Annotated in this window: 12 protein-coding genes; 8 read left to right on the top strand and 4 right to left on the bottom strand. The window is 72.1% G+C overall.

Annotated elements, in window-relative coordinates:
- Positions 1-190 precede the first annotated feature (190 nt).
- The 7 genes from JXZ78_RS08290 (at position 191) to JXZ78_RS08320 (ending at position 8,790) form a co-directional block, all read left to right on the top strand.
- Complete coding sequence (locus JXZ78_RS08290) at positions 191-1,660, top strand: aldehyde dehydrogenase family protein (RefSeq protein WP_030021794.1); 1,470 nt, start codon at positions 191-193, stop codon at positions 1,658-1,660.
- Positions 1,657-3,336 (top strand): APC family permease, encoded by a 1,680-nt coding sequence (locus JXZ78_RS08295; RefSeq protein WP_030021795.1) that lies wholly within the window; start codon positions 1,657-1,659, stop codon positions 3,334-3,336. Before JXZ78_RS08290 ends, JXZ78_RS08295 begins: the two co-directional genes overlap by 4 nt.
- A gap of 293 nt (positions 3,337-3,629) precedes the next feature.
- Positions 3,630-4,805, top strand: coding sequence for a L,D-transpeptidase family protein (locus JXZ78_RS08300; protein ID WP_030021796.1), 1,176 nt, complete (start codon positions 3,630-3,632; stop codon positions 4,803-4,805).
- A gap of 288 nt (positions 4,806-5,093) precedes the next feature.
- Complete coding sequence (locus tag JXZ78_RS08305; protein ID WP_050502697.1) at positions 5,094-5,609, top strand: helix-turn-helix domain-containing protein; 516 nt, start codon at positions 5,094-5,096, stop codon at positions 5,607-5,609.
- 194 nt (positions 5,610-5,803) lie between these two features.
- The gene (locus JXZ78_RS08310) at positions 5,804-6,328 is read left to right on the top strand and encodes a hypothetical protein (protein WP_063726122.1); all 525 of its coding nucleotides are present in this window, start codon (positions 5,804-5,806) and stop codon (positions 6,326-6,328) included.
- Positions 6,329-6,337: 9 nt separating this feature from the next.
- Positions 6,338-7,582: an MAB_1171c family putative transporter gene (locus tag JXZ78_RS08315; protein WP_050502698.1), complete on the top strand. Its 1,245-nt coding sequence runs from the start codon at positions 6,338-6,340 to the stop codon at positions 7,580-7,582.
- 8 nt (positions 7,583-7,590) lie between these two features.
- On the top strand, positions 7,591-8,790 hold the full coding sequence (locus tag JXZ78_RS08320; RefSeq protein ID WP_030021800.1) for a cytochrome P450 family protein: 1,200 nt from the start codon (positions 7,591-7,593) through the stop codon (positions 8,788-8,790).
- A gap of 50 nt (positions 8,791-8,840) precedes the next feature.
- Here the strand turns inward: JXZ78_RS08320 and JXZ78_RS08325 are convergent, their stop codons facing one another.
- Positions 8,841-9,587, bottom strand: coding sequence for a thioesterase II family protein (locus JXZ78_RS08325; RefSeq protein WP_033038513.1), 747 nt, complete (start codon positions 9,585-9,587; stop codon positions 8,841-8,843).
- Positions 9,588-9,721: 134 nt separating this feature from the next.
- A complete protein-coding gene (locus tag JXZ78_RS08330) occupies positions 9,722-11,143 on the bottom strand; it encodes a tetratricopeptide repeat protein (RefSeq protein ID WP_238782754.1) in 1,422 nt (473 codons plus the stop codon).
- 156 nt (positions 11,144-11,299) lie between these two features.
- On the opposite strand from JXZ78_RS08330, the gene JXZ78_RS08335 reads away from it, so the two are divergent.
- A complete protein-coding gene (locus JXZ78_RS08335) occupies positions 11,300-13,330 on the top strand; it encodes a M6 family metalloprotease domain-containing protein (RefSeq protein WP_030021803.1) in 2,031 nt (676 codons plus the stop codon).
- Positions 13,331-13,395: 65 nt separating this feature from the next.
- Here the strand turns inward: JXZ78_RS08335 and JXZ78_RS08340 are convergent, their stop codons facing one another.
- Both JXZ78_RS08340 and JXZ78_RS08345 read right to left on the bottom strand, forming a co-directional pair.
- A complete protein-coding gene (locus JXZ78_RS08340) occupies positions 13,396-14,166 on the bottom strand; it encodes a lysophospholipid acyltransferase family protein (RefSeq protein WP_078624441.1) in 771 nt (256 codons plus the stop codon).
- 156 nt (positions 14,167-14,322) lie between these two features.
- Complete coding sequence (locus JXZ78_RS08345) at positions 14,323-15,435, bottom strand: isoaspartyl peptidase/L-asparaginase family protein (protein ID WP_030021805.1); 1,113 nt, start codon at positions 15,433-15,435, stop codon at positions 14,323-14,325.
- Between the last annotated feature and the right edge of the window lie 112 nt (positions 15,436-15,547).

The following is a 15,547-nucleotide window of genomic DNA, read 5'->3' on the forward strand; positions in this document are numbered from 1 at the left end:
CCGGAGGCGGGGGCCGGTTTCGTACGGAATCCACCGGTCCGCCGCGTCCTCCCGGGGCAGCCACCCGGAGCAGCGCGCCGTGCGGGCGCACCACCCCCCGCCTACGCTCGGTACACAGATCGCACAGATCGTCACCACGGGCTGTCCGGCCGGGCCGCCCGACCGCGAGCACAGGCACGGAGGCTCACCCATGCCGGAGCTGTTCATCGGGGGTCAGTGGACCGCCGCGGCCGACGGGGAGGTGCGCGAGATCCGCTGCCCGGCGGACGGCACGCTGGTCGCCACCGTCGACGAGGCGGGCGCGGCGGACGCGGCCGCCGCCGTCACCGCGGCCCGTGCGGCGTTCGACGACGGGCCGTGGCCGCACACCCCGGCCGCGGAGCGCGGGGCGCTGCTGCTGCGGGTCGCGGATCTGCTGGAGCGCGACAAGGACACGTACGCGCGTGCCGAGTCGCTGGACACCGGCAAGCGGTTCGTGGAGAGCCAGTACGACATGGACGACATCGCGAACTGTTTCCGCTACTTCGGCAACCTGGTCGCCTCCGGCAACGACGGCCGGGTGGTGGACACCGGGCAGCCGGAGGTCGACAGCCGGGTGGTGTACGAGCCGGTCGGCGTCTGCTCCCTGATCACGCCGTGGAACTATCCGCTGCTGCAGACCGCCTGGAAGGTGGCCCCGGCCGTCGGCGCGGGCGACACCTTCGTCCTCAAGCCCAGCGAGCTGACCCCGCACACCGCGATCCTGCTGATGCGGACGCTGGCCGAGGCGGGGCTGCCGGACGGGGTGGCCAACCTGGTGCTCGGCGCGGGAGCCGCCGTCGGCACGCCGCTGACCACCGACGAGCGGGTGGACCTGGTGTCCTTCACCGGCGGTCTGGTGACCGGGCGGAGCATCATGGCCGCCGTCGCGCCCACCGTGAAGAAGATCGCGCTGGAGCTGGGCGGCAAGAACCCCAACATCGTCTTCGCCGACACCGACTTCGACACGGCCGTCGACTACGCGCTGATGGCGGTGTTCCTGCACTCCGGGCAGGTCTGCTCGGCCGGCGCGCGGCTGCTGGTCGAGGACGGGCTGCACGACGACTTCGTGGACGAGCTGGTGCGCCGGGCCCGCGCGATCCGGCTGGGCGGGCCGTTCGACGAGGACGCCCGCAGCGGGCCGCTGATCTCCGCGCAGCACCGCGACAAGGTGGAGAAGTACGTGGCGGCGGGCCTGGCCGAGGGCGCGGTGCTGCGCTGCGGCGGCGCGCGCCCCGACGACGCGGCCCTGCGGGACGGTTACTACTACCTGCCGACCGTGCTGGACGAGTGCTCCCCCGGCATGTCGGTGGTGCGTGACGAATCGTTCGGCCCGGTGCTGACCGTGGAGCGGTTCCGTTCCGAGGACGAGGCCGTCGCGCTGGCCAACGACACGGTGTACGGGCTGGCCGCCGGCGTGTGGACGCAGAGCGTGGAGCGGTCGCACCGGGTGGCCGCCCGGCTGCGCGCCGGCACCGTGTGGATCAACGACTTCCACCCGTACGTACCGCAGGCCGAGTGGGGCGGCATGAAGCAGTCCGGCGTCGGGCGGGAGCTGGGCCCGGCCGGGCTCGGGGAGTACCAGGAGGCCAAGCACGTCTGGCGCAACACCGCGCCCCGGCCGCAGCGGTGGTTCGAGTGAGCGGCGCCGGGCCGGCGGCGGGCGGCCCCGCGCAGGGGGGCGGAGCGGCGGACGGCGGGAAGCCGGCCGACGAGGAGGCGGCGTCCGGCAACGGCACCGCGCCGGCCGACGACGCCTCCGACAGCGCCGACGACGAGTCGCTCGCGGAGCTCGGCTACAAACCCGAACTCAAACGCACCCTCGGCAACTTCCACACCTTCGCCGCGGGCATCAGCTACATCTCGATCCTCACCGGCACCTTCCAGCTCTTCTACTTCGGTGTCAGCCACGGCGGGCCCGCCTACTGGTGGTCCTGGCCGATGGTCTTCTGCGGCCAGCTGATGGTGGCCCTGTGCTTCTGCGAGCTGGCCGCCCGTTACCCGGTGGCCGGATCGGTCTACAACTGGTCCAAGCAGCTGGGCGGGCCGCACGTGGGCTGGCTCGGCGGGTGGATGATGATGACCGCGACCATGGTGTCGCTGGCCGCCGTGGCGCTCGCCTACCAGGTCACGCTGCCGCAGATCTCCTCCTTCTTCCAGTTCGTCGGCGACGGCAGTGGACGGACCGACCATGCCGCCAACGCGGTGCTCCTCGGTGCCGTCCTCGTCCTCTTCACGACGCTGATCAACGCCTTCGGCGTCAAGCTGATGGCCCAGATCAACTCGGCCGGCGTCGCCATCGAACTGATCGCCGCGGTGGTCCTGATCGTGCTGCTGGCCGCGCACATCACCCGCCCCCCGAGCGCGCTGACCGAGACCTACGGGCTGGCGGAGGGCCAGTCGCTGGGCTACCTCGGCGCGTTCCTCACCGCGTGCCTCGCCTCCGCCTACGTCATGTACGGCTTCGACACGGCGTCGTCGCTCGGCGAGGAGTCCAAGGACCCCGGCCGCAACGCGCCGCGCGCGATCCTGCGGGCCCTTTTCGCCTCGTTCCTCATCGGCGGGCTGATCCTGCTGTTCGCGCTGCTGGCCACCCCGGACCTGCACGCCAAGGAGCTGTCCGTGGACGGGCTCCAGTACGTCGTGCTCAGCACCCTCGGCTCGACGATGGGCCAGATCATGCTGTGGTGCGTGGTCATCGCGATCACGGTGTGCGCGCTGGCCGTGCACACCGCGGGCATCCGGCTGGCGTTCGCCATGGCCCGGGACACCAACCTGCCGGCCGCCTCGCTGCTCGCCCGGGTCAGCCCGCGCTTCCAGACCCCGGTGGCGCCCGCGGTGATCATCGGGTGCATCGCGGTCTGCATCCTGCTGATCAACGTGAACCAGCCGCAGATCTTCTCGGTGATCACCAGCATCGCGATCATCATGATCTACGTCGCGTACCTGATGGTGACCGTGCCCCTGCTGGTACGGCGGCTGCGCGGCCAGTGGGAACCGGCCGAGGGCAAGTTCTCGCTGGGCCGGTTCGGGCTGCCGGTCAACATCCTCGCCGTCCTGTGGGGCACCGCGATGGCCACCAACCTCGCCTGGCCGCGCCCCGAGGTCTACAACGCGACCGGCCCGCAGCACTGGTACCTGCGCTGGGGCGCGTTCCTGTTCGTCGGGATCGTCGCCGTCGGCGGCTTCACGTACTACTGGTTCGTCCAGCGCAAGCGCACCTGCGTTTTGGCCGGGCACGCCGCCGAGACCCCGGAGGACGCGGAGACCGCGGGTACTTCGGACGACTCCCAGGGCCCGACCGCCGCGTCGCCCTGAGGGTCCGCCGCCGGACGTTCCACCGTTCACGCCCCGCCAGGCCACGCCTGGCGGGGTTTTTCGCGTTTCCGTCCGGCCCGGCGGTGACCGGCCGCCGGGGCCCGGCGGCTCGGCGTACACCTGTACCGATCTGTGACACAAATATCCGTTTCTTCAGGCAACCGATCATGCGGTGTCACCCGTCTGCATCTACGGCGGTTGCCTGCGACCGGGTTCCGGGGGGCGGCGTGACCGCGCCGGAGGCCGGGCGATGCCCGCCACAGCCTGTTGTGTTGCTCTGGAGGGAACCGCTCGTGCACGTCAGATCAGCCCGTCGCACCGTCCTGCTGTCCGCCACCCTGGTGGGAGCCGCGCTGCTGACCGCGTGCGGAGCGGACGGCGGCTCACAGACGTCGGACAAGCCGGCGGCGAAGGTGACCGTGACCCCGGCGGCGGGCAGCAAGTCCGCCGCGCTGGGCTCCCCGATATCCGTGAAGGTCGACGGCGGCAGCCTCACCGCCGTCGAGGCCAAGGACGACAAGGGCGGCAAGGTCGACGGGAAGCTGTCCGGTGACGGCTCGTCGTGGACGTCCGAGGGCAAGGTCAAGCCCGGGACCACGTACACCGTGCACACGAAGACGAAGTCGGGGGACGGCAAGGAGTCGGCCGCGGACTCGTCCTTCACGACCGCGCAGGCCGAGAAGGTCAACAAGCTCACCAACACCCCGTCCAACGGGCAGACGGTGGGCACGGGCATGCCGATCTCGATCCTCTTCGACAACCCGGTCGCCAAGGACCGGCGCGCCGAGGTCCAGAAGGCCCTCAAGGTCACCACGCAGCCGCAGGTGGAGGGCGCCTGGGGCTGGGTCAGGGACTGGGGCGGCAAGGACCGTCTCGACTGGCGGCCCAAGACCTACTGGCCGGCCGGCACCAAGGTGTCCGTCAAGGGCGGCCTGGGCGGGATCGACTCCGGCAAGAAGGGCGGCTGGTTCGCGCGCGACTACGACTTCGGGTTCACCATCGGCGCCGACCACAAGGCCGTCATCGATGTCACGGCGCACAGCATGACCCTGTACGAGAACGGCAAGGCCGTCGACACGATCCGCGGCTCCGCGGGCTCCCCGCAGGACCCGACGCGCGGCGGCGTGCACACCGTGCGCAGCAAGAACGCGGCCGAGACGATGGACTCCTCCACCATCGGCCACGGCAACGAGTGGATGCTGGACTCGAAGTGGGTGACGCATCTCACCGCGTCGGGCACCTTCCTGCACTCCGCACCCTGGAACAAGTCGGTCGGCGTGGTCAACAACAGCCACGGCTGCTTCGGCATGACCACCTCGGACGCCAAGCGGGCCTACGACTTCCTGACGATCGGCTCCACGGTCGAGGTGAAGAACACCACCAGCACCAAGAAGACCGATGTCGGCAACGGCCTGGAGGTCTGGCAGGAGAGCTGGGAGCAGTGGCAGCAGCGCAGCGCGGTGAAGTGACCGCGGTACGGCCGGGGCGCGGGCGCGCCTGAGCGTGCGAGCGCGGACGTGGGGCTCCCCCGGAGACGGGGCGGGCCCCACCTGCGGTTGCGGACGGGTTCGGACCACACCCCCGTGCCGGTCCGAACTGTCCGCCCCGCGTCACACCAGAGTCTTTGACTCAGGTGTGAAGAATAGAGGCTCCAAGCGGAGCGTGCCAGCCCACACGGGAGGGAGCGCCCATCCGTCCCGGCGACCTGGCCACTACAGTGGAGGTCTCACGTTTGGCCTTGAAGGGAGCGCGGCGCGATGGGGGACGAGGACCGCGGGCCGGTCAGCCTGGCCGAAAAGCTGGACCGGCTGTTCCGGGAACGAAGTCGTGAGCGGGGCAAATCGCTGTCCGCCAACGACGTCGCCACCGACATCAACATCAGGGCCGGCGAGCAGGTGATCTCCGGCAACTACATCTGGCAGCTGCGCAAGGGCAAACGGGACAACCCGACCAAGCGCCACATCGAAGCGCTCGCGGAGTACTTCGGCGTGCCCGCCGCGCACTTCCACGACCAGCAGGACGCGGGTTCCGGCGGCGCGGCGGCCGACCGGACCGACCAGCCCCCGGAGCTGCTGGAGGCCATGCAGGACGCGGGGGTCATCGCCATGGCCGCGCGCTTCATGGACATGTCCGCCGAGTCCCGTACGGCCGTACTGGAGATGATCGACCGCGTACGGAAGCTGGAAGGGCTGCCGGACGTCGGCAGCACGACGGGCAACGGAGCGGGGAATCCGATGGGCAACACGGGAGAAACCTGGCGTACCGCCCGCTGAACCATGGCCCTGACCGACATACTCCCCGCGCCGTCCCCGGCTGCCGTCCCGCCCCTTTCCGGGCCGGACGACCGGGCGGCCGGGCCCGCGGCGGCCCCCGGGCCCGCACACGACCCCGTTCGGGAGGGGCCATCCGGCGCTGCATGAGACTGGCACGTGTACCTTTCATGGCTGAGGCCGAAGGAGAGCACGCCATGAAGTTCACACGGCGACCGGACCGTGTGCTTGCCGACTGTTCGGACCGGCTGCGGGGGCTGCACATCCCCCGCCCCTTCGAGCTGGGTGCCTTCCTGGACCGGCTCGCCGAACAGCGCGGCCGCCCGATCCACCTGGAGCCGCAGGTCACGCCGCCCGCCGGGCCGTGCGGCCTGTGGATCGCCACGCGGCGGGCCGACTACGTCTTCTACGACGCGGCCACCACCGCGCTGCACCGCGACCACATCGTGCTGCACGAGGTCGGCCACATGCTCAGCGGCCACTCCAACCTGCTCTCCGGCGAGGCCGCGCACGCCCTCGTACCCGACCTCGACCCCGCGTCGGTGGAATCCGTCCTGGGCCGCAGCCACTACAGCGACCAGGACGAGCAGGAGGCCGAGATGATCGCCTCGCTGATCCTGCGGCGCGCCGACCGTACCCCCGCCCGCCGCCCGGCGACGTCCCAGCAGGCCGAGGTCCTCAGCCGGATGGACGACGTCTTCGGCTCCCCGAAGCGACGGTAGACACCCCAGATGGTCAACGTTCTCTTCCTCTCCATAGCCGCCGTCCTGCTGCTGGCCGCCGCGTACAAGGCGCGGCCGCTGCTGCGCCGGCCGCGGCCGCGGGGCCTGGGTGCCCTGTGCGGGTTCCTGACCGGACTGGGCGCCTCGCTGGTGTTCCTGACGCCGGCCGTCGGCGACGCGCTGAGCGTCGTCACGCCCAAGCTGGGCCGGCTGCTCGGCAACTGCAGCACGCTGGCCGCCGCCACCTGCATCTCGATCCTGCTGCTGCGCTTCAACGAGGAGCCGCCGGACGCGGACCGCAAGGCGCGCCACCGGCTCGTGACGCTGGGGGTCGTCCTGGTCGCGATGGCCGCCCTGTTCTTCGCCTCGCCGGTGGACGACTCCCCCGGCGCCCCCACCTTCGGCGAGCTGCCGCGCACCGAACCGCTGCTGAACATCTACGTTTTGGTGTTCACCGCACACCTCGGCGCCGCCATCGTCGACCTGCTGCGCCAGGCGCTGCGCTACTCCCGGCACGCGCCGCGCACCAGCCTCCGCTACGGGCTGCGCGTCATCGCCGCCGGCTGCGCGCTCGGCATGGTCTACATCGCTTACAAGATCGTCCACGTCGTCGGCCTGTGGACCGACGCCGCCTGGCTGCCGCCCGAGCAGCTGTGCAGCTCCCTGGTGACGCCCGCGACCTGCACCTTCAGCGTCGGCCTGCCCGCGATGTGCAGCCTGCTCCTGGTCATCGGCGTGCTGCTGCCCGCCATCGGCCCGGCCCTGGCCTGGCCCTGGCGGCGGATCCAGCTGTGGCAGCTGCACCGCGGGCTGCACCCGCTGTGGGCCGCGCTGACGGCGGCGGTCCCGGAGATCCAGCTCACCGCGACCGAGAACCGGTACGCGGCGCCCGACCCCGAGTTCCGCCTCTACCGCCGGGTGATCGAGATCCGGGACGGGATGCTGGCGCTGCGCCCGCACCGCAGCGACGAGGTACGCCGGGCCGCCGAGGAACGCCTGCGGTCCGGCGGGGCCGACGCGCGGGAACTGGACGCCGGGATCGAGGCAGCGGTGCTGGCCGCGGCGCTGGAGTCGCGGCGGGACGGCGGCGCCCCCGCGCGCACGGTCAGCGCCGAGGACGCCACGCTGACCCGCCCCGAACTCAACGATCTGTTCGACGAGGCCCGATGGCTGCGCAGGGTCTCGCACGCGTTCGTGGCGTCCGGCACCGGCCCCGCACCGTCCGAACCGTCCCGGCCCGCCGCAGGAATCTGAGGTCACACGTGAGCCACCCCATGGAGTCACCGGAGTTCTTCCGCGACCCGTACCCGCTGCTCGCCGCGCTGCGCGAGCGCGGCCCCGTCCAGCAGGTACGGTCCGGGCCGCACGGCGCGACCTGGCTGGTCACCGGGTGGGCCGAGGCCCGTACCGCCCTGGCGGAGCCCCAGCTGTCCAAGGACACCACCCGCTACTTCGCGGACAAGCCGTCCCGGCGCAATCTGGCTCCCGCCGTCAGCGCCACCATACTCGCCACCGACCCGCCGGACCACACCCGGCTGCGCAGGCTGGCCGTCAAGGCGTTCACGCCGGCCGCGGTGGCCCGTCTGGAGCCGCGGGTGGCGGAGATCGCGGACGGTCTGCTGGACCGGATGGCCGCCCGCGGCGGCACGGCCGATCTCGTCGAGGACTTCGCCGTACCGCTGCCCATCGAGGTCATCGGCGACCTGCTCGGGGTGCCCCGCGAGGACCGGGCCGCGCTGCGCGGCTGGTCCAACGACCTCTTCGCGGCCGGCGCCCCGGACACCATCGACACCGCCTCGCACGCGATCAGCGACTACATGACGGAGCTGATCGCGAAGAAGCGGGCCGCCGGGGCGGAGGACGGCGGCCCGGACCGCGACCTGCTGACCGACCTGATCGCCGCGCGCGACGAGGGCGAGCGGCTCAGCGAGTTCGAACTGGTCTCGCTGGCCGTCCTCCTGGTCGTCGCCGGTCATGAGACGACCACCAACCTGATCGGCAACGGCGCGCTCGCGCTGCTCCAGGACGACGCGCTCCGCACCCGCCTGCGCGAGGACCCCGCCCTCGTCCCGGACGCCGTGGAGGAACTGCTCCGCTACGACTCCCCGATCACCACGGCCACGTTCCGGTACGCGGCCGAACCGCTCACCCTGGGCGGCGCGGAGATCGCCGCGGGCGACGTGGTCCTGGTCTCACCGGGCGCCGCCAACCGGGACCCGGCCCGCTTCACCGACCCCGACACCCTCGCCCCCGGCCGCGCCTCGGGCCATCTCTCCTTCGGCCACGGGCCGCACCACTGCCTCGGTGCCCCGCTGGCCCGCCTGGAGGCCCGGATCGCCTTCCACGCCCTCCTCACCCGCTTCCCCGGCCTGCGCCTGGCCGCGCCTCCGGCCGAACTCCCCTGGCGGCACACCCGTCTGATGCACGGCCTGGCGCACCTGCCGGTCACGTTCGCGGCCTGACCCGCCCGCCGGCGGCCGTACGCCGCGGGCGGGCCGGGCCGGCCCCGGTCTCACTCCCCCGAGGCGAAGTCCTCCACCGCGCGGCAGACGGCGGCCGCGTGGTCGGCGAGGTAGAAGTGTCCGCCGGCGAAGGTCTCCTCGCGGTACTCGGCGACGGTGTGCGCCTTCCAGGCGGCCGCTTCCTCGCGGGTCACCCGGGGGTCCGCCGCGCCGGTGAGGCACAGCAGCGGAATGTCGAGCACGGCGTCGGCGGCGGGCCGGTACAGCTCGATCGCGCGGTAGTCGTTGCGGATCGCCGGGAGGATCAGCCGCACGATGTCCGGGTCGTCGAGGAGCTGGCTGTGGGTGCCGTCCAGACGGCCGACCTCGGCGAGAAGTTCCTCGTCGGTGCCCCGGTGGAGGTGCCGCTCCTCGCGGAACATCGAGGGCGCGCGACGGCCGGAGACGACGAGCCGGCGCGGCGCGGGCCGCCCGAGGTCCGCGAGGCGCCGGGCGGTCTCGAAGGCGACGGACGCGCCCATGCTGTGTCCGAACAGCACCAGCGGGGTGGTGTCGTGGGGGTCCAGGCAGCCGACCACCTCGTCGGCGAGGCCCTCCACGGAGGTGACGAACGGGTCGTTCCACCGGTCCTGGCGACCCGGGTACTGGATCGCCGACACGTCGAACCGTTCACCGAGGTGGGCGGCGAACGGGCGGTAGTACGAGGCGGATCCCCCGGCGTGCGGGAAGAAGATGAGGTGGGCGGCGGGCCGCGGCCCCCGGCGTACGTCCCGTATCCAAGCGTTCTTCCCCGTCATGTGTACGTGCTCCTGTGCTGGTGGGCCGATGGTCGGGCTGCTCGTCCGGGGGCGGTCCACGCGGTTCGGCCGGACCGCACCCGGACGGGTCAAGGATGACCGGTCCGGGGTGCATCGGGCCAGCAGGAAATTGATCAAGAACGTCCGGGGGCTGAATCCTCCGCCCGGCGCGCCAGCTCGGCGGCCCCTGGCGCCGCCTGTTCGGCGGCCCGGGCCCGGGCCGTGGCCGCCTTGGCCGTGTCGCCGAGCCGGTCGGCGAGGCGCGCCTGGGCCAGCCAGTTGTACGGGCAGACCGGGCGCAGGCTGATGCGCTCGCTGAGCAGGGTGCGGGCCGTGTCGTCGCGTCCGGCGCGGAGCGCGGCCTCCAGCAGCGTCTTCTGTACGGCGTCCCGCTGGGCGTGGCTGCCGCCGAACGTGTGCAGGCGGCGGCGGACGGGGGCGAGGAGGTCGACGGCCTGCCCGTACCTGCCCTGTCCGTAGGCGATCAGGGCGCGGCAGACGGGCAGGCCGATACCGGCGGTCATGGCGACGTTGGACAGTCCGGGCCGGGCGCGGACGAGCCAGGCAGCCCGCTCCTCGACGAGGCGTTCGGCGTCGGCGAGGCGGTCGGCGCCGACGTACGCCATGACGGCGTGCACGTCGTTGAAGGCGTAGTACGGCGGGTCCTGGCGGGCCGCCCAGGCGTCGGCGAGGCGGTTCCAGCGGGCGCCGGTGCCGCGGTCGGCCAGCAGGAACCGCCACAGAAGGGCGGCGGCGTCCAGGATTTCCATCGCCAGGCCCGGCGACTCCTCGTGGTGCAGCACGGCGTCGTAGATCTCCAGCGCCCGGTCCGGGTCGCCGGATTCGAGGGCGTAGAGGCAGTAGTGCCACCAGTTGTGCACGTTCAGGTAGTTGCCGGAGGCCCAGTCGTCCGTACGGGCGTCCAGGAAGCGGATGCCCTGGGCGAACCGGCCCTGCATCTCGTAGGTGTGCACGACCGCGTGGATGCCCCACACGTCGCGGGGGTTGTGCTGGACGGCGGCCAGGCCGGCCTCCTCGGAGCGGAGGTAGTGGCCCGTCTCCTCCAGGCCGAAGGCGTACATGCCGAGGAGGTGGCCGTAGTGCGGGTCGTCCTCGGGCCAGGCGGTGAGCGCGCCGCCGATCCGGTCGCGCAGGTGGACGGCGTCCCCGGTGAGGAAGTCGATCTGGTGGCCGACGGCGAGCGCGAGCACGTCGCGGGGGAAGGCGACGCTCAGCTCGCCGAGTACGTGCCCGGCGCGGTGGATGTCGCCGTTCAGCCAGGAGGTGGCGGCGGCGAGGTGCATCCGTTCGCGGTCCGTCGGCCGCCCGGCGCGTACGCAGTCCGTGAAGCGGGTGAACGCCGCCTTGGCCGCGGTGGCGTCCTTCTCCTCCGTGCCCAGCAGGCCGAGGTAGGCCGCGAGGACGTTGCCCATGACGGACTTCGGGGCGGCCTGGAGGGCCGCCTGGGACGCGGTGGCGACCGCCCCGCGGAAGAAGAGCAGTTCGCGCAGCGCGTCCTCGTAGTGGGACACGGCTTCCGCGCTGGTCTGCGTCATCACGTGACCGTGCCGGTCATGGACCGTTCGCGGCATCATCGGCTCCTCACGGCACTCTGGCGTCACTGGGTCCCCCGCCTTACCTTGTCGGGGGTAGGAATTCTGTTCGATCACCGGTCATGTCCTGGACTTGAGATCACAGACAAGAGGTGCGCCTTGTTCCTTCCCCACAGACCGGCCCGCCCATACCGCGGCAGCGCCGGCAGACTGGGTGTTCTGGCCCTTCTCCTGGGCGTCCTGGCCGCCGTCGCCGCAGGCCCCGCCCGGGCGGCCCCCGAGGCCGCGCCCGCGGTCCGGCCCCCGCTCGTCCGGCCCGTCGACCCGCAGAACTGGCGCAATCCCGACGACATGACGTGGGCCGAATACCGCTCGGTCCCCGGCACGAACTGGGCGGATCCCGCCCTGAAGCCCAGCAAGCGCATGTTCAAGGGCGCGCTCGTGCTGCTGGACTACCCGGACGAGGAGTTCAGCGTCAGCAGACCCGCCGGTTCGTCCGTCTTCGGCAACCCGCAGCCCAGCGCCCACGACATCCCCCGGGCAAAGGTGCCCGGGTTCTACCGGGACTTCCTGAACAAGCCGGGCAGGCTCAACCACGGCCACACCATCAACGAGTACTGGATGGAGGACTCCGGCGGCCGGCTCGGTGTCGAGCTGACGTCGTTCGGCGTCTACCGGATGCCGTTCAAGTCCTACCAGTACGGCATCGAGCCCGGCATGAACCCCGGCGCCTGCCCCCTCGGCGACAGCTGCGGCAAGAACATCCGCACCGACGGCAAGGCCGCCTGGGCCGCCGACGTGGGCGACGCGGAGACCAAGAAGTACGACTTCATCTTCTACCTGACCGCGGGCCAGGACGAGTCGGCCGCCTGGCAGGAGTTCGGGCAGATGAAGTTCGCCTCCCCCGAGGACGTGCCGGCCGCGTGGGGACCGCCCTCCCCCGTCCAGGGCGGTGGCAACGCCGCCCGCACCCGGTACGTGCCGTGGACCTCCTGGAAGGCCGCCGCCCGCATCTGGCCCAACGCCGAGACGGGCTCCTCCACCCAGGCCGAGAGCTCCGGCATGGCCGTGTACGCCCACGAGTTCAGCCACATCCTGGGCATCGCGGACAACTACAACAACCCGTACGGCACACCGGTGCGCCGCGCCTACACCGGCATCTGGAGCATGCTCTCGCGCGGATCCTTCAACGGCCCCGGCGGCCCGCACACCCGCTGGCAGATACCGGCGGCCAACGGCGCCTCGATGGGCTCGCAGCACGTCCTGCGCGACAAGCTCAAGCTCGGCATCGTGGACGAGAAGAACGTGCTGCGTCTGGACCGGGACGCGCTGAAGACGTCCGGCGTCGCGGTCGCCAAGGTCACCGCGCGCTCCGCGCCGCCCGGCGCCAAGGGCCTGTCCGGCGTCAACATCACCATGGGCCGGGACCTGGAGCCGGCCTGTTCCACCACGACCGACCCGCTGTGCGACGGCGGCGGCTACGACAACTACACCGTCGAGGTCGTCGACCGGATGGGCATGGACTCCTTCACCCCGGACAACGGGGTGCTGCTGTCCAAGACCAAGAACGAGGACCGGGCCCCGTTCGCGTGGGTGATCGACGCCCACCCGGAGGACATCCGCATGGTCGACTTCCGGCGCCCCGACGGCACCCCGCAGATGATCACCATGGGTGACTACCGGCAGCTCAGCGACGCCCTGTTCCATGCGGGCGCGGACTCCGGCAGCGCGTACGAGTACGTCGACCGGCACAACCGGCTGCACTTCTACGTCCTGGACATCCAGCGGGACAAGAAGGGCGTGCTGAGCTACACCGTCGCCGTCCGGTCCCTGGACGGCGCGGGCCCGCAGCGCCGCGGCGCGAAGCTCCGGCACGGCACGGCGTACGGCAGTCCCGCCAAGGGCCGGGCGGTGTGCGCCTTCCCGCTGACCAACACCGGCCGCCCGGGCAGCGGGGGCGCGCACCTGGACTCCGACGTGTACCGGCTCTCGGCCGCCGCCACCGGACGCGGCTGGTCCGCCTGGCTGCCGAACCGGATCGCCACCGCGAAGGCCGGCAGCACGGTGAGCGTCCCGGTCGCCGTCACCGCCAAGCCGGACGCCTCCCGGCACGGCCGGGTCGTCCTGAAGGCCCGCTCCGAGAGCGACCCCCGCAAGTCCGTCCAGGCCACCTGCACACTCGGCCGCTGACCCGGCGTACGGGCCGTGCCGCTCACCCCGGGTGAGCGGCACGGAGGCCGGCCGGTTGCGCACCGTCAGCCGGCGCGGCCGAGCGGGACGGCGGGCCGCGGCGCGTCCCCGGCCACCGTCCCGGCCCGGGATCCGTTTCCGATTCCGGTTGCGGTTCCGGACGCGGCCCGTGCCTTGGCCTCCGCCGCGTACGTGTCCACGTACTCCTGCTCGGACAGCTTCAGCAGCGCGTACATGATCTCGTCCGTGACGGCCCGCAGCACCAGCCGCTGGTCGGCCATCCCGGCGTACCGGGAGAAGTCCAGCGGCTCCCCGAAGCGGATGGTGATCGGGACGACGCGCGGCAGCCGGCGCCCGGCCGGCTGGGCCTCGAACGTCCCGATCATCGCGCACGGGATCACCGGCGCGCCCGTACGCAGCGCCATCTCCGCCACGCCGGTCTTCCCCTTGTACATCCGGCCGTCGTGCGAGCGCGTGCCCTCCGGGTAGATCCCGAGCAGTTCGCCGCCGCGCAGCACCCGTACGCCTTCCTCCACGGCTGCCTGGCCCGCGCTGCGGCCGGAGCGGTCCACCGGGATCTGCCCGCAGGCGCGGAAGAAGGCCGCCGTCAGCCGGCCTTTGACGCCGCGTCCGGTGAAGTACTCCTGCTTGCACAGGAAAGTGATCCGGCGCTTGACCGTGGCCGGCATCAGGAAGCTGTCGCAGAAGGAGAGGTGGTTCCCGGCGATGATGGCGGCGCCCGAGGCGGGCAGGTTCTCCCGTCCCTCGACGCGGGGGCGGAACAGGCACCGCAGCAGCGGCACCAGGACGATGGATTTGAACAAGTAATAGAACATGTAACTGATCCCCTCCCCAGAGTGATCCCCCCGCGTCGGGGGACGGTAGTGCCGCTCCGGTTCCGGAGGGAGAGGGCCTATTGAGCCATCGTCAGGACGGCGGGACGAACGAGCGGATCACGCCACCCGGTGTGCACCAGGCCGCCGGGGCCGGGCTCACTCGTTCGCCGGTGTCTCGTCCGCGAAGACCTTGGTGACCACGCGTCCGTCCTCGGTCAGGTAGCCGTGCAGCATCCCCTCGCTGCTGTGCGGGGCGTCGAAGACCCCCTGGGCGTTCAGCGCGATCACACCGCCCGTGCCGCCCAGGTGCGGCAGCCGCTTCACCAGTACCTCGTAGGCGGCGCCGGCCAGGTCCCGCCCGCCGAACTCGATCAGGTTGGAGATCGTGCCGGTGGCGGCGCCCCGGAGGAACACCTCGCCCGCTCCCGTGGCGCTGGCCGCGACCGTGCCGTTCTTGGCATAGGTGCCCGCGCCGACGACGGGCGAGTCGCCGACCCGGCCGGCCATCTTGTTCGTCAGTCCGCCGGTGGAGGTCGCCGCCGCCAGGTCCCGTTTCCCGTCCACGGCCACCGCGCCGACCGTGCCCTGGGTCAGGGTCTCTCCGGAGCCCTTCAGCCGGCCCTTGGCCTTCATCAGCTCCTGCCAGCGCTTCTCGGTCCAGTAGTAGTCCTGGGTCACGGTAGGCAGGCCGTTGCGGGCCGCGAAGTCGTCGGCGCCCTCGCCCGCCAGCAGTACGTGCTTGGTCTTCTCCATCACCAGCCGCGCCGCGGAGACGGGATTGCGTACGTTGCGCACCCCGGCCACGGCCCCCGCCGCCAGGTCGGAGCCGCGCATCACCGAGGCGTCCAGCTCGTGGCCCGCGTCCTCGTTGAACACCGCGCCCTTGCCCGCGTTGAACAAGGGGTTGTCCTCCAGCCTGCGGACCGCGGCCTCGACCGCCGCCACACTGCTGCCGCCCTTGCGCAACACTTTCTGCCCGGCGCGCAACGCCTCGGTCAGACCGTCGCGGTACGCCTTCTCCTGGGCGGGGGTGGTGTCCTCGCGCTTCAGGGCGGTGCCCGCGCCGCCGTGGACGGCGATGACGACATGGCGGGCGTCCGGCCGCGGCTTGCCCCCGGCGGTCTGCGCCGCGCGCGCCGCGACGGGCTCGGCCGCTCCTGGCTGATCTGCGGAGACCGCGCCGCTGCCGGGCACCACCGCCAGCAGCGCGGCCAAGGACAGCGCTCCCGCGCCCACGCACGTCGTACGGACTGCCGGGTTCCTGGCCATGGGCTCTCTCCCTCGAACGGGTGATCAGGCGTCGGCACGATATCGCGCACCTGCAGAGCGGAAGCCGCCATGATCCGGCCAGCGCGAAGGGCCGCCCCCTTCGGGACGCAGG

It is taken from the genome of Streptomyces monomycini, from assembly GCF_022271435.1.
Classification (GTDB): Bacteria; Actinomycetota; Actinomycetes; order Streptomycetales; family Streptomycetaceae; genus Streptomyces; species Streptomyces monomycini.

What these genes read in the sequence shown, in the direction of transcription:
- JXZ78_RS08290 (WP_030021794.1), top strand. Translation starts at nt 191, where the DNA reads ATGCCGGAGCTGTTCATCGGGGGTCAGTGGACCGCCGCGGCCGACGGG.
- JXZ78_RS08305 (WP_050502697.1), top strand. Translation starts at nt 5,094, where the DNA reads ATGGGGGACGAGGACCGCGGGCCGGTCAGCCTGGCCGAAAAGCTGGAC.
- JXZ78_RS08310 (WP_063726122.1), top strand. Translation starts at nt 5,804, where the DNA reads ATGAAGTTCACACGGCGACCGGACCGTGTGCTTGCCGACTGTTCGGAC.
- JXZ78_RS08315 (WP_050502698.1), top strand. Translation starts at nt 6,338, where the DNA reads ATGGTCAACGTTCTCTTCCTCTCCATAGCCGCCGTCCTGCTGCTGGCC.
- JXZ78_RS08325 (WP_033038513.1), bottom strand. Translation starts at nt 9,587, where the DNA reads ATGACGGGGAAGAACGCTTGGATACGGGACGTACGCCGGGGGCCGCGG.
- JXZ78_RS08330 (WP_238782754.1), bottom strand. Translation starts at nt 11,143, where the DNA reads ATGACGCAGACCAGCGCGGAAGCCGTGTCCCACTACGAGGACGCGCTG.
- JXZ78_RS08340 (WP_078624441.1), bottom strand. Translation starts at nt 14,166, where the DNA reads ATGTTCTATTACTTGTTCAAATCCATCGTCCTGGTGCCGCTGCTGCGG.
- JXZ78_RS08345 (WP_030021805.1), bottom strand. Translation starts at nt 15,435, where the DNA reads ATGGCCAGGAACCCGGCAGTCCGTACGACGTGCGTGGGCGCGGGAGCG.